Source organism: Sphingomonas sp. S-NIH.Pt3_0716, assembly GCF_003950715.1.
Lineage (GTDB): Bacteria > Pseudomonadota > Alphaproteobacteria > Sphingomonadales > Sphingomonadaceae > Sphingobium > Sphingobium yanoikuyae_A.
Genome location: NZ_QLJK01000027.1, coordinates 32,665 through 47,173, shown reverse-complemented (window position 1 = coordinate 47,173; position 14,509 = coordinate 32,665). Strand labels below are relative to the sequence as shown.

At 65.8% G+C, this 14,509-nt stretch carries 11 protein-coding genes; 10 read left to right on the top strand and 1 reads right to left on the bottom strand.

Annotated features, from left to right (window positions below; genetic code table 11):
* Positions 1-3: 3 nt before the first annotated feature.
* The 8 genes from fucP to BRX37_RS19840 are packed head-to-tail and all read left to right on the top strand — an operon-like array spanning position 4 to position 7,203.
* Entirely contained in the window at positions 4-1,185 is a 1,182-nt protein-coding gene (gene fucP, locus BRX37_RS19875) for an L-fucose:H+ symporter permease (protein WP_318276795.1), read from the top strand.
* The gene (locus tag BRX37_RS19870; RefSeq protein ID WP_125988934.1) at positions 1,182-2,006 is read left to right on the top strand and encodes an amidohydrolase family protein; all 825 of its coding nucleotides are present in this window, start codon (positions 1,182-1,184) and stop codon (positions 2,004-2,006) included. Before fucP ends, BRX37_RS19870 begins: the two co-directional genes overlap by 4 nt.
* Positions 2,003-2,986 carry an aldo/keto reductase gene (locus BRX37_RS19865; RefSeq protein WP_125988932.1) on the top strand — a complete coding sequence of 328 codons (984 nt, stop codon included), beginning with the start codon at positions 2,003-2,005 and terminating at the stop codon, positions 2,984-2,986. The genes BRX37_RS19870 and BRX37_RS19865 overlap by 4 nt, the downstream gene beginning before the upstream one ends.
* Positions 2,979-3,287 carry a UxaA family hydrolase gene (locus tag BRX37_RS19860; RefSeq protein WP_125988930.1) on the top strand — a complete coding sequence of 103 codons (309 nt, stop codon included), beginning with the start codon at positions 2,979-2,981 and terminating at the stop codon, positions 3,285-3,287. The genes BRX37_RS19865 and BRX37_RS19860 overlap by 8 nt, the downstream gene beginning before the upstream one ends.
* Positions 3,284-4,486: a UxaA family hydrolase gene (locus tag BRX37_RS19855; protein ID WP_125988928.1), complete on the top strand. Its 1,203-nt coding sequence runs from the start codon at positions 3,284-3,286 to the stop codon at positions 4,484-4,486. Before BRX37_RS19860 ends, BRX37_RS19855 begins: the two co-directional genes overlap by 4 nt.
* A complete protein-coding gene (locus tag BRX37_RS19850) occupies positions 4,459-5,226 on the top strand; it encodes an SDR family oxidoreductase (RefSeq protein ID WP_125988926.1) in 768 nt (255 codons plus the stop codon). The genes BRX37_RS19855 and BRX37_RS19850 overlap by 28 nt, the downstream gene beginning before the upstream one ends.
* The gene (locus tag BRX37_RS19845; protein WP_125988924.1) at positions 5,226-5,570 is read left to right on the top strand and encodes an L-rhamnose mutarotase; all 345 of its coding nucleotides are present in this window, start codon (positions 5,226-5,228) and stop codon (positions 5,568-5,570) included. The genes BRX37_RS19850 and BRX37_RS19845 overlap by 1 nt, the downstream gene beginning before the upstream one ends.
* 13 nt (positions 5,571-5,583) lie before the next feature.
* Complete coding sequence (locus tag BRX37_RS19840) at positions 5,584-7,203, top strand: DUF5597 domain-containing protein (protein ID WP_125988922.1); 1,620 nt, start codon at positions 5,584-5,586, stop codon at positions 7,201-7,203.
* Between the two features lie 473 nt (positions 7,204-7,676).
* Here the strand turns inward: BRX37_RS19840 and BRX37_RS19835 are convergent, their stop codons facing one another.
* Positions 7,677-8,219 carry a gluconokinase gene (locus tag BRX37_RS19835; RefSeq protein WP_097384450.1) on the bottom strand — a complete coding sequence of 181 codons (543 nt, stop codon included), beginning with the start codon at positions 8,217-8,219 and terminating at the stop codon, positions 7,677-7,679.
* Between the two features lie 154 nt (positions 8,220-8,373).
* Between BRX37_RS19835 and BRX37_RS19830 the strand changes: the two genes are divergently transcribed.
* Together BRX37_RS19830 and BRX37_RS19825 are read left to right on the top strand one after the other, a co-directional pair.
* Positions 8,374-11,397: a glycosyl hydrolase family 28-related protein gene (locus BRX37_RS19830; RefSeq protein ID WP_125988920.1), complete on the top strand. Its 3,024-nt coding sequence runs from the start codon at positions 8,374-8,376 to the stop codon at positions 11,395-11,397.
* A 136-nt stretch (positions 11,398-11,533) separates the two neighbouring features.
* Positions 11,534-14,503 carry a TonB-dependent receptor plug domain-containing protein gene (locus BRX37_RS19825; protein WP_125988918.1) on the top strand — a complete coding sequence of 990 codons (2,970 nt, stop codon included), beginning with the start codon at positions 11,534-11,536 and terminating at the stop codon, positions 14,501-14,503.
* Positions 14,504-14,509: the final 6 nt, after the last annotated feature.

Here is a 14,509-nt window from a genome sequence, read left to right as displayed (position 1 = left end):
GTCATGCTGACGATCGGCCTCTTCTTTCTCTGGGGCCTTGCCAATAATCTCAACGACGTGCTGATCGCCCATTTCCGGCACGCCTTTGCCATTTCGGACTTCGCCTCGGGCCTGGTCCAGTCGGCCTTTTATCTGGGCTATTTCTGCTTCGCCATTCCCGCCGCGCTGACGGCGCAGCGTTTCGGCTACAAGGCGACGGTGATCCTGGGCCTGCTGCTGTTCGCGCTCGGCGCCTTGCTGTTCCTGCCGGCCTCCGCTGCGGTCAGCTATCCCTTCTTCCTGTTCGCCCTGTTCGTGATCGCCAGTGGCCTCGCTTTCCTCGAAACCGCCGCCAATCCGATGGTCGCGGTGCTGGGCGATGCCGCGGGCGCCGCCCGCCGCCTCAATCTGGCCCAGGCGTTCAATCCGCTCGGCTCGATCACCGGCGTGGCGCTGGGCGCGACGCTGATCCTGTCCGATGCCCCGGCACAGGGCGCCGCTGCTGCCTCGGCCGTGCGCCTGCCCTATCTGCTGATCGCGCTGGTCGGGCTGGCTTGGGCGGCTTTGCTCGCGCGCACGCCCTTCCCGAAGGCGGCGGTGGAGGGCCATGCCGGCGCCGCCTCGCCGCTGGCCGGCTATCGCCAGTTGCTGCGTCGTCCGCGCTATCTGGCCGGGGTCGCCGCCCAATTCTTCTATGTCGGCGCACAGGTCGGCATCTGGAGCTATCTCATCCGCTATGCCCAGGCCGCGCTGCCGGGCATCACCGCCCAGCATGCCGCCTGGCTGCTGACCCTGTCGCTCGGCCTGTTCATGGCCGGCCGCTTTGCCGGTGCGGCGCTGCTCTCCCGTTTCGATGGCGCGCGGCTGATGCGGCTGTTCGCGCTCGTCAATCTCGGCCTCGCACTGGTCGGTTCGGTCTGGCTCGGCCTGCCGGGCGTCGTCGCGCTGGTGGCCGCCAGCTTCTTCATGTCGATCATGTATCCGACCATCTTCGTCCTCTCGCTCGATGGCCTCGGCCCGCTGACCAAGCCGGGCGCGTCGATGATCGTCATGGCCATCATCGGCGGCGCAGTGCTGACCGCGCTCATGGGCCTGATTTCCGACCTGGCCGGCACGATCAACGCCGCGATGGCGGTGCCCGCTTTCTGCTTCCTGGTGGTCGCGGCCTATGCCCATCGCATGCGGGGCAAGGGCGGGGCGGCATGATCGACGCCCATGTCCATCTCTGGCAGCTCGGCCGCAACGATTGCACCTGGCCCGGCGAAGACCTGCCGGCGATCCATCGCGATTATGGGCTGGATGATCTGGTCGCGCAGCTCGATGCCAACAAGGTCGACGCCGCGATCCTGGTGCAGAGCCAGGAATCGGACGCCGACACCCATTGGCTGCTGTCACTCGCCGCCGAAACCGATCGCATCGCCGGCGTCGTCGGCTGGGTCGACCTGACCGGCGATGTCGCTGCCCGCGTCGCCGCGCTGCAGGTTGCCGGCCCGCTGGTCGGCATTCGCCCGATGATGCAGGGCCGCGCGGCCGACTGTTTCGACGATCCGGCGCTGGCGCCCGGCTTCGCGGCGCTGGCCCGCCATGGCCTGGTGCTCGACGCGCTAGTGCGGCCGCATCATCTCGCCTCGCTCGCCCGGCTGGCCCGGCGCCAGCCCGACCTCAGCATCATCATCGATCACGCCGCCAAGCCGCTCGTCGGCGATACGATCCCGGCGGACTGGCGCGCCGCCATGGCCGATCTCGCCGCCTGCCCCAATGTCGCGTGCAAGCTGTCGGGCCTGCTCACCGAGCTGGCGCCGGGGGCGGGGGAGGGCGCCGCCGCCCCCTTCATCGCCGAACTGCTCGCCCTGTTCGGCCCGGATCGCCTGCTCTGGGGCAGCGACTGGCCGGTGCTGACCCTCGCGTCCGATTATGCCGCCTGGTTCGACCTCGCCCGCGCATTGGTGCCGGTCGCGGCGCATCGCGCCATCTTCGCCGACAATGCCGCGCGTCTCTATCGCGTCACGCAGGGAGCCGCCGCATGATCGATTTCCCGACCCTGGGCATGGGCACCGCGCCCATCGGCAATCTCTATCGCGTCGTCAGCGATGCGGAGGCGCGCGCCACCCTCGACGCCGCCTTCGCCGCCGGCATCGCCTATTTCGACACCGCCCCCCATTATGGCTTTGGCCTTGCCGAACGGCGGCTGGGTGCGGCGCTTGCCGACCATGACCCGCAGGGCAGGGCGCGGGTCTCGACCAAGGTCGGCCGCCTGCTGCGGCCCACCGACGCGCAGGGCGAACGCCATGGCTTCGTCGACGCCGACCCGTTCGAGCCGCATTTCGACTATGGCCATGACGCCGTGCTGCGCTCCTTCGAAAGCAGCCAGAAGCGCCTGCGCCGCGACCGGATCGACCTGCTGCTCGCCCATGATATCGGCCGCCTGACCCATGGCGATGCGCATGATGATCATCTCGCCGCCTTCCTCGACGGCGGCTATCGGGCGATGCGTGACCTGCGGGACGCCGGCGCGATCGGCGCGATCGGCATCGGCGTCAACGAAGTCGCGATCTGCCACGAATTGCTCGACCGGGTGGAACTGGACGCGATCCTGATCGCCGGCCGCTACACCTTGCTCGATCGCGGCGCGGAGGAACTGCTCGACCGCTGCGCCAGCGCCGATGTGCGGGTCATCGTCGGCGGTCCCTATAATAGCGGCATCCTCGCTCGCGATCTCAGCGGACCGCTCCATTTCGACTATGCCGCCCCGGACGCGGCGATCCTCGCTCGCGCTCAGGCCATGGCGGCGCTTTGCCGCGACGCCGGCGTCGCGCTGCCCGCCGCCGCGCTGCAATTTCCGCTGCGCCACCCGCAGGTCATGGCCGTGATCCCCGGCCTGGTCGGCGCGGACCAGGTCCATGACACGATCGCCCGCCTGGGCGCCTCCATTCCAGCCACGCTCTGGTCGGCGCTCGACGCCGCCGCCCGTGCCCATCCTCTTGCCAAGGCCCACAGCCATGCTTGAACATGACAGCCGCCTCATCCTGCTGCACCCTAACGACAATGTGCTGATCTGCGTCAGCGCGATCGAGGCGGGCGATATCCTGCCCGTATCGGGCGGCACCATCCCCGCGCGCGAAGGCATCGCGATCGGCCACAAGATCGCCCGCATCGCACTCGCGCAGGGCGACAAGGTCATCAAATATGGCGCGCCGATCGGCTCGATGACCGCGCCGGTCGTCGCCGGCCAATGGGTCCATATGCACAATATGAAGAGCGATTATATCAGCAGCCACACCCGCACCGCGCTGGAGCAGGGCGCATGATCCAGGGCTGGCTCCGGTCCGACGGGCGCAAGGGCATCCGCAATGTCGTCGCCGTCGCCTATCTGGTCGAATGCGCGCACCATGTCGCGCGCCGCATCGTCGACAAGGCCGATGATCCCGATGTCCAACTGATCGGCTTCCCCGGCTGCTATCCCAACGCCTATGCGGCCAAGGTGATGGAGGCGATCGCCACCCATCCCAATGTCGGTGGCCTCGTCATCGTCTCGCTCGGCTGCGAAAGCTTCAATCGAGAGAAATTGCGCGCCGTCGTGGAGGCGAGCGGCCGCCCGGCCGAACTGTTGGTGATCCAGGAAAAGGGCGGCACCGCCGCCACCATCGCCGCCGGGCTGGAGGCGGTCGATCGGGTGCGGGCACAGCTCGCGTCGGTCGAGCGCGTACCGATGGGCGTCGAGGAACTGGTCGTCGCCACCATCTGCGGCGGGTCGGACGGCACCAGCGGCATCACCGCCAATCCGGCGGTCGGCCGCGCCTTCGACCGGCTGGTGGCGGAAGGGGCAGCCTGCATCTTCGAGGAGACCGGCGAACTGGTCGGCTGCGAGAAGATCATGGCCGACCGCGCCGCCACGCCCGAACTCGCCGCCGCGATCGAGGCCTGCGTGCAGAAGGCGGAGGCCTATTATACCGTCATGGGCTTTGGCAGCTTCGCGCCGGGCAATGCCGAAGGCGGCCTCACCACCCAGGAGGAAAAATCCATGGGCGCCTACAGCAAGTCGGGCAGCTCGCGGATCGACGGCATATTGAAGCCGGGCGATATCCCCCCGATGGGCGGTCTCTATCTGCTCGACGTCGTGCCCGATGGCGAGCCGCGCTTTGGCTTCCCGAACATCTCCGACAATGCCGAAATCGTGGAGCTGATCGCCTGCGGCGCGCATGTCACCCTGTTCACCACCGGGCGTGGATCGGTGGTCGGATCGGCGATCTCGCCGGTCATCAAGATCTGCGCCAATCCCGAAACCGGTCGCCGCCTGGCCGCCGACATGGACGTCAATGCCGGCCGCATCCTGGAGGGGGAAGCGACCCTCGATCAGGTCGGCCAGGAAATCTATGATGCCATCCTCGCCGTCGCGGCGGGCGAGCGCAGCCTTTCCGAACAACTGGGCCATCAGGAGTTTATTTTGACCTACAAGGCTTTCGATCCCATCGGTCCCGAATGTCTGCCGATGGTGGCGCGCGCATGAGCGCCCCGCAGAACGGCCGTCTCGCCGGCAAGACCGCGCTCATCACCGCCGCCGCCCGCGGCATCGGCCGCGCCTCGGTCGAGCGTTTCGTGGTGGAGGGCGCCCGCGTCTTTGCCACCGACCGCGATCTCGATGCGCTCGACGGGCTGGAGGGCTGCGAACGCCTTGCCCTCGACGTCACTGACGGTGCCGCCGTGCGCGCGCTCGCCGCAGACATCGGCCCGATCGACATCCTCGCCAACATTGCCGGCGTCGTCCATGCCGGCAATATCCTGGAATGCAGCCAGTCCGACTGGGACTTTGCCGTCGCGCTCAACATGACCGCCCAATATCACACCATTTCGGCCTTCCTGCCGGGCATGGTGGAAAAGGGCGCGGGCGCGATCGTCAACATGTCCTCCATCGCCAGCTCGGTGAAGGGCATCCCCAACCGCTTCGCCTATGGCGCGACCAAGGCGGGCGTGATCGGCCTGACCAAGGCGGTCGCCGCCGATTTCGTCGGGCAGGGCATTCGTTGCAACTGCATCTGCCCCGGCACCGTCGACACGCCTTCGCTGCAGCAGCGTCTGCACGACACCGGCGACTATGAAGCCGCCCAGACCGCCTTCGTCGCACGCCAGCCGATGGGACGCCTGGGCAAGGCGGAGGAGATTGCCGGCCTGGTCCTCTATCTCGCCAGCGACGACGCTGCCTTCACTACCGGCGCGGTCCATGTGATCGACGGCGGCTGGGTGATGTGATGCGTCATGTGTTGTTGATCGACCTCGCCGACGATGCGGCTGCCATCGCCCAATATGAGGCATGGCACGCATCGGGCGCGCTGCCGCCGGCCATCGGCGCCAGCATCCGCGCTGCCGACGTTCGGGCGATGGACATCTATCGCAGCGGCAACCGGCTGGTCATGCTGATGGAGACCGGCCCGGATTTCGACCCGGCGGCCAAGGCGGCGGCCGACGCCGCCGATCCGGCGGTGCAGGCCTGGGAAGCGCAGATGGACGGCGCCCAGCGGCCATTGCCCTGGTCCGTCCCCGGCGCCAAATGGACCGCCGCCACCCGCATATTTTCCCTAGACGAACAGCCCTGAGAGACCCGATCTGATGCGCAATCTTCTTCCCCTGCTCACGGGCGCCATGCTGCTCGCAACCCCCGCGCTCGCCCAGAATGGCGGACAAGTGCCGCATATCGAGAGCAAGAATGGCCGCCATGCCCTGATCGTCGACGGCGCGCCCTTCCTGATGCTGGGTGGCCAGGTCAATAACAGCAGCAATTATGCCGCCCCGCTGAAGCAGGTCTGGGATCGGCTCGACAGCATCCATGCCAATACCGTCGAAGTGCCGGTCGCCTGGGAACAGCTGGAACCCAAGGAAGGCCAGTTCGACTACAGCTTCGTCCAGACCCTGCTTGACGAGGCGCGTGCCCATGACAAGCGCATCGTCCTCCTCTGGTTCGGCGCCTGGAAGAATACCGGCCTTGCCTATACCCCCGACTGGGTGAAGCTCGACAATCGTCGCTTCCCGCGCATGAAGACCGCCGATGGCAAGGATCATGGCGTGCTCTCGCCCCATGGCGCGGCCACGCTGGCAGCGGACAAGCGCGCCTTTTTGAAGCTCATGACCTATGTGCGCGATCATGATGCGCAGAATACGGTCATCATGGTGCAGCCCGAAAATGAGGTCGGCAGCTACCAGAATCCCCGTGACTTCAGCGCCACCGCGCAGAAACTGTTCGACGGCCCGGTCCCGGCCGAACTGACCCGTGCGCTCAAGAAGCCGGCGGGCAACTGGAAGAGCGTGTTCGGCGACACCGCCGATCGCACTTTCAATACCTGGTACACCGCCCGCTATATCGAGGAACTGGCCAAGGCCGGCAAGGCGATCAAGCCGCTGCCCATGTATGTGAACGCCTCGCTGACCGATCCCTACAAGCCGGTCGACCCGATGAGCGTGTCGAGTGGCGGGCCGCAGGGCGACGTGATCGACATCTGGAAGGCGGCGGCACCCTCGCTCGATCTCGCCGCGCCCGACATTTATGACCGGGGCAGCCGTAACGTCTTCAAGCATCTCGATCTCTACACAAGGCCCGACAATGCGCTGATGGTGCCCGAAATCGGCAATGCCGCCGAATATGCCCGCTATTTCTGGTCGGCGCTGGGACGCGGGGCGATCGGCTTCTCGCCCTTCGGCATGGATGATGCTGATTATTTCAACTATCCGCTCGGCGCCAAGAGCTTCGACGATGCGACCATCCACGCCTTCGCATCCAAATTCGGCGTGCTCGGCGCGGCCATGCGCCCCTGGGCGAAGATCGCCTTCGCCCACCCGACCTGGGGCGCGGCGCGGCCGGACGACGGCACGCCGCTCAGCACCACCATGGGCGACTGGACGGTCACGGCCAGCTTTGGCCAGTGGCAGTTCGGCCAGCGCGAATGGTTCCCCAATGCCGACACCCCGGCCTGGGACAAGGCGATGGTCGGCGGCATGGTCGTGGCGCAGCTTTCGGCCAATGAATTTCTCTTCACCGGCGACCATGTCCGCGTCCAGTTCGGCTCGCGCGAAGGCGCCCCGGCCAACGGCATGATCGTGAAGGTCGAGGAAGGCCATTTCGAAGGCGACAACTGGGTCTTCGATCGCATCTGGAACGGCGACCAGACCGATTATGGCCTCAACATCATCGACAAGCCGGTCTGGCTCAAGGTGACGATGGGCCGCTATCGTTAAGCCGCGCGCGACCCAATTCCTCCCCAAGCTTGCTTGGGGAGGGGGACCGCCGCAGGCGGTGGAGGGGCACAAGCCCAATAGCGCAGCACTAATAGGCTCCTGCCCCTCCGTCAGCGCTTCGCGCTGCCACCTCCCCGTTCCGGGGAGGAATGTCCGACATTGGTCGCCTGCGGTCGTCTGGCGGCGCTTTCCTACTTGGCCTTTCTCTGATCTATCCTGTCTGATGGAACAGGCCGCTCTTCCGCCATCACGCCTTTCGTCGGTTCGCTATTCGGCGTCGCGCGCGCCGCCCGGCGCCGGTCCGACTGTCGCCTTGCTGTCGCTTCACTGTCGCCTGACTGTCGCTTGGAAAGCGCGCCAGTGTCGCGTCACTGGCGCTTCGTCGGCGTGTGACAGGCGCATTACGCCTATTTTCGGCCCGCCATCGCTGGTTATCGATACTATGAACTTTCAACTGTCGCGTCGGTGTGCCCTTATCCCAGCCAGGCCAGCGCCCGGTCGCGCAGTTCGCTCGCCGGGACATTGGTGGTCAGGATCATCGCGCCTTCCTCGGGCAGCGGCGGTTCCAGCGTGGCGAGCTGGCTGTCGAGCAGGCTGGCGGGCATATAATGGCCCGGCCGGTTGCCCAGCCGCGCCAGTAGTTCGTCGCGGTCATTGTCGAGCAGGATGAAATGCACCGGCACGCCGATCGCCGCGCGCAGCCGGTCGCGATAGGCGCGCTTCAATGCGGAGCAGGCGGCGACCGCCACGCCCTGCGCCGCCACCGTCCCGGCGATCGCCGCGCCCAGCCGGTCGAGCCAGGGCCAGCGATCTTCGTCGGTCAGCGCTTCCCCGCCGCGCATCTTTTCCACCGCCGCCGCCGAATGATAGCTGTCCCCCTCCAGGAAGGGGCAGTCCAGCGCCTGCGCCAGCATCGCGCCCAGCGTCGACTTGCCACAGCCGCTGACCCCCATGACGATGACGGCGCGTCCGACGGCTTTGGGCGAAACGGGGGCAGGGTCGGCGGAAATCGGCAAGCGGGCGTCCTTGGTCGCTGGGGCAGGGGGATTGGTTTTCCCGCTATAAGGCCGCGCCACCCCACAGGAAAACTACGACCTTTGTCGCAAGTGCCAAGCCGCGACCGCTCCCCTAGCCATGCACCATCTATAAAAATGAGGATGGGAGGCGGACATGATCGGACGCAGCATGATCGCGGCTTTGCTGGCGGCAACAACGCTTGGGGCACCGGCCTTCGCCGCGACGACCTCGGTCTTCCCGGTCGCGCCGGCCGAGCCCCATGCCGTGACGGTGAAGGCCGTCGGCGATGGCCGCGCCGATGACAGCGCCGCGATCCAGCAGGCGCTCGATCAGGCCCGCGATACGACCGGCCATGGCATCGTCTTCCTGCCGTCCGGCACCTATCGCATCACCCGCTCGCTGATCGTGCCGGCGGGCGTGCGCGTCTATGGCGTTGGCCCGACCCGGCCGGTGCTGTTGCTCGGCGCCAACACGCCGGGCTTCCAGCAGGGCGTGTCGACCATGGTGATCTTCGCGGGCGGCGATCAATATCAGGTCGGCAAGGTGCCCGTCCCGGTGCCGACCGTGGTGCCGCGCGACAAGATCGTTCGCGACGCTAATTCGGGCACCTTCTATTCGTCGATGAGCAATGTCGATATCGAGATCGGCGCGGGCAATCCGGCCGCGGCCGGCGTGCGTTTCCGCATGGCCCAGCATGCTTTCTTGAGCCATATGGAATTCCGTCTCGGCACCGCCTTTGCCGGCGTCTATCAGGCCGGGAACGTGATCGAGAATGTCCATTTTCAGGGCGGCCGCTATGGCATCGTCACCGAAAAGACCTCGCCCGCCTGGCAGTTCACCCTGCTGGACTCCAGCTTCGACGGCCAGCGCGACGCGGCGATCCGCGAGCATGAGGTCGACCTTACCCTCGTCAACGTCGCGATCAGGAACACGCCGGTCGGGATCGAGATCGACCGCGGCTACAGCGACAGCCTCTGGGGCAAGGATGTCCGGTTCGAAAATGTGTCGAAGGCCGGCGTCGTCATCTCGAACGAGAAGAATGTCTTCACCCAGGTCGGATTCGAAAACGCCCTGGCGGTCAACAGCCCGGTCTTCGCCCGCTTCCGCGACAGCGGCAGGACGATCGACGGCAAGGGCAAGGCCTATAAGGTCGCCAATTTCTCCTATGGCCTCGCCGTCCCCGCGCTCGGCCACACGGGCGACTATGCCACCACCTTCGACATCCAGCCGCTCTCCGCCATGCCCGCGCCGCGCGCGTCCGCGATCCGCGACCTGCCGCCGATGGACCAGTGGGTCAATGTCCGCACCCTGGGCGCGATCGGCGACGGCAAGGCGGATGACACCACCGCCCTGCAAAAGGCGATCGACGCCAATCGCATCCTCTATTTCCCGACCGGCTTCTACAAGGTGACGGACAAGCTGACCCTGCGCCCAGACAGCATCCTCATCGGCCTGCACCCGGCCATCACCCAACTCTTCATCCCGGACAACAACCCCAATCATGCCGGCCTCGGTCCGGTCCTGCCGATCCTCGAAAGCCGCAAGGGCGGCGACAATATCCTCTCGGGCCTCGGCCTCTTCACCGGCCGGGTGAACCCGCGCGCCTCCGCCCTGCTCTGGCGTTCGGGCGAGCAGAGCCTGGTCGAGGACGTCAAGATCATGGGCGGCGGCGGCACGCCCACCGCCGATGGCAAGATGCTCGGCACGCTGCGCGTCAACACCGGCGATCCGGTCACCGATAGCCGGCTCGATGCCCAATATCCCAGCATCTGGGTGACGGACGGGGGCGGCGGCACCTTCGCCGACGTGTGGAGCCCCAACAGCTTCGCGCAGGCGGGCTTCTACATCACCGACACCGACACGCCCGGCCATGTCTATGAAATGTCGGTCGAACATCATGCCCGCAACGAATTCGTGCTCGACAACGTCCATAATTGGGAGTTCCTGGCACCCCAGACCGAACAGGAAGTCGATGACGGCCCCGACGCCATCTCGCTCGACATTCGCAACTCCAGCAATCTGCTGTTCGCCAATTATCATGGCTATCGCGTCACCCGCACCTATGCGCCGGAAAAGAGCGCGGTGAAGATCACCAACTCCGGCAATATTCGCTTCCGCAACGTCCATGTGAATGGCGAGAGCGGCTATGCCACCTGCGACGATGAGGGCTGCGGCACCTTCCTGCGGGCCAGCAAATATCCGTTCGACAATGCGATCGAGGATGTCAGCCGCAAGCTGCTGGTGCGCGAGCGTGAGTTTGCCGCACTGGATATTGGCCCGGCCGGTAGTGCCGTCCCTGCGGTCGCACCGTCCGGCACCAAGGTCGAGAAGCTGGAAGATGGCTTCTGGTCCATCTCCGGCGCTGCTGTCGATGCGCAGGGGGCGCTCTATTTCATCGACCGCCGTTTCCAGCGCATCCACCGCTGGAGCGAAGGCAAGGGGCTGGAGATCGTCCGCGACCATGCGCTCGATCCGGTCAATCTCGCCATCGACGCTTCGGGCCATGTCATGGTCCTGTCCTCGCTCGGCGCGAAGGGCGGCGCCTATTCGTTCGACCCCGCCGGCCCCAAGGACGCGCTGACGCTGATCCAGCCGACCCCGGTGCGCAGCACTGGCCCGGCTAAGACGCTGCTGCCGGTCAACTGGTGGAATAATGGCGAGTTTCGCGACCAGCTCGACCCCAAGACCTACGAGTTCACGACGCTGGCCGAAATGTTCGCCCGTGACGTCGGCACGCCCAAGGCCAAGGAATATGTCTCACCCGACGGCAGCCTGTCCTTGCCGGCCTTCCGCGTCTGGCAGCAGGGGCCGATCGATCACACCGGCTGGCGCTGGTCCGATGGCCTCAACGCCAATGGCTTCGTTTCCGGCAAGATCGGCGATCGCTTGTTCGTCACCAATGGGTCGGAAAATATCATCTATAGCGGAACGGTGGGCGCAGGCGGCACGCTGACGGCGCTGAAGCCCTTCGCCAATCGCGGCGGCGAAAGCGTCGCGGTGGACGGGCAGGGCAGGGTGTTCGTCGCCAATGGCCAGATCTTCGTCTACGGCCCCGACGGCAAGGAAACCGGCCGGATCGACGTGCCCGACCGGCCGCTCCAGATCCTGTTCGGCGGCCCCGACAAGCGCACGCTTTTCATCCTGACGCACCACGCGCTCTACGCCGCAAAGCCCTGAAAAAGCGACGGTTCGCCCCCACCTACGACCTATGTCGTAAGTGCGGTGGCGACCGCTCGGGATTAATACTCACACAATAGCCCGCCATGGGCGCGCCGACGCCGGGAGGGCGCCTGGTGACAAGAGGGGAAGAGGAATGAACGTGCAGATCGCAATCCATCGGCATATGGCGGGCGTCAGCCTGGCCGCCGTCGCCATCATGGCGCTGGCCGGCACCGCCCAGGCCCAGACCGAACCGGCGGCCGAACCCGCGCCGCAGGCCCAGACGAGCGATGCGCCGGCCGCACAGAGCGCCGACATCATCGTCACCGGATCGCGCATCACCACCAGCGGCTTCAATGCGCCGACGCCCACCACCGTCATCGGTGAGGAGCAGATCGCCAACAACGCCCAGCCCAACATCTTCAACACCATCGCCCAGCTGCCCTCGCTGCAAGGCTCGACCGGCGCCGCCACCGGCACCTTCTCCACCTCCAGCGGCCAGCAGGGCCTCAGCTCCTTCTCGCTGCGTGGCCTGGGCGCGATCCGCACCCTGACCCTGCTCGACGGCCAGCGCGTCGTTGGCGCCAATGTCACCGGCGTGCCCGACATTTCCATGTTCCCGCAGCTGCTGGTGAAGCGCGTCGACGTCGTCACCGGCGGTGCCTCGGCCTCCTACGGCTCGGACGCGGTCGGCGGCGTGGTCAACTTCATCACCGACACCCATTTCGAAGGCTTCAAGGGCAATATCCTGGGCAGCATCACCAAATATGGCGATGACGAAACCGCGCTGGTCCAGGCCGCCTATGGCAAATCCTTCATGGACGATCGTCTGCATGTCGTGGTCAGCGGCGAATATGACCATGAAGGGGGCGTGGGCGCCGGCGACTTCGGCACCGATCTCGCGGGCAGCCGCAACTGGTATCGCGCCACCACGCTGATGAACACCGGCCAGACCAACAATGGCCTGCCGCAATATAATTACCGCGATTATGCCCAGCCCTATCAATATGCCCGCTACGGCCTGATCAACAATGGCCCGCTGCAGGGCATCGCCTTCGACCAGAATGGCAATCCCTATCAGTTCAACTATGGCTCGAACGGCACGCCGACCGGCACCGGCGCGGTCACCAACTGCTATCGCGGCAACAGCTTCTGCGAGGGCGGCGACCTGTCGGGCGCACCCGGCTCGGGCGCCTCGCTCAAATCCTCGCTGGAACGCATCAACGGCTATGGCCGGATCGGCTATGATTTCGCCGACAACAACGAAGCCTATGTCACGGTCAATGTCGCGCAGGTGAAGACCAACAACCAGCCTAGCCCCGGCTATGGCCGCGCCAACCTGACCGTCCAATGTTCCAACCCCTATCTGCCCCAGTCGGTGCGCGACCAGTGCGCCACCGCCGGCATCACCTCCTTCGGCTTCGGGTCGTCCAACGCCGCCTTCCCCGATCCGCAGGTCTATACCGATCGCAAGCAATATCGCTTCGTCGCCGGCGCCAAGGGCAAGTTCGGCGCGGCCGGCACCGACTGGAATTATGACGCCTATTATGAGCATGGCATCACCATCTCGGACATCCGGGTGAAGGATATCGTGCTGCAGAACCGCTATGCCGCAGCGGCCAATGCGATCGAACTGAACGGCGCGATCGTCTGCGCCGATCCGGCCGCCCGCGCGCTCGGTTGCCAGCCGATCAACATCTTCGGCGGTTTCACCCCCTCGGCGGCCGCGCTCGCCTATGTCGCGCCGCATGACAATGGCCCGTTCCAGCACACCAAGCTGACCCAGGACGTCGCCAGCCTCAACTTCTCGGGCAATCCGGTGGAATTGTGGGCAGGGCCGCTGTCGGTCGCCTTCGGTGCCGAATATCGCCGCGAATATTACCGCGTGAACGCCGACCCCTATGGCGCGGGCGTGTCCGATCTCAGCCCGAACAGCGCCGATTATCCCGCCGACCCGCTGCTGAACGGTGCGCAGGGCAGCAACTGGGCGGCCGGCAATTACAAGAATGGTCGCGGCAAATATGAAGTCTATGAAGGTTTCGTGGAAATCGACATGCCGTTGTTCGACAGCGAAGCGGTCGGCCGCGCCAATCTGAACGCCGCGGGCCGTGGCACCCATTACAGCACGTCGGGCACGGTCTGGGCGTGGAAGGTCGGCGGCACCTGGGACACGCCGCTCGACGGCATCCGCCTGCGCGCCGTCACCTCGCGTGACGTCCGTGCGCCCAACCTGTCGGAACTGTTCGCCGCGCCGACCGTCACGACCCTGCCGAACTTCAGCGATCCCTTCCAGGGCGCAGCGGTTCAGGCATTCCAGAACACCATCGGCAACCCCAATCTGAAGCCGGAAATCGCCCGCAACACCGAAATCGGCATCGTGCTGGCGCGTCCCTCCTGGCTGCCGGGCCTCAGCCTGTCGTTCGACTATTATGACATCAAGCTGAAGGGCGTCGTCTCCAGCCTGTCGGCACAGCAGATCGTCCAGTTCTGCTATGACGGCAATCAGGCCTTCTGTGGCGGCTTCAGCCTCGACAATGCCAATCCCAGCCTCAACTATATCAATGTCCAGCCGTTCAACCTGGCCTCCTGGCGGACCAGCGGCTTCGATATCGAGGCGAGCTATCAGTGGCAGCAGCCCTTGGGCCTGCCAGGCAACTTCACCGTCCGGGCGCTGGGCACCCATATTCGCAAGTTCATTGTGGAGGCTGGCATTGCCGGTGTCGATCCGGTCGATCAGGCCGGCGCCAACAACGGCAACACGCCCGACTGGAAATGGCTGGCGGTGCAGACCTATGACAGCGGCAAGTTCAGCCTGACGGTGCAGGAACGCTGGATCAGCGACGGCACCTTCGGCAATCAATATGTGGTCTGCCAGTCGTCCTGCCCTACCTCGACCGCGAACCACCCGACCATCGATTATAACAAGATGAAGGGGGCCTTCTATGTCGACATCGGCGCCACCTTCAAGTTCAGCGACCGTGTGTCCCTCTATGGCAAGGTCGACAATCTGTTCGACAAGGATCCGGTCGCCTCGCCCCAGACCAACACTGGTCTCGATATCAACCCGGCGCTCTACGACACGCTGGGCCGCATCTACCGCGCCGGTTTCCGCTTCAATTTCTGATAAAAC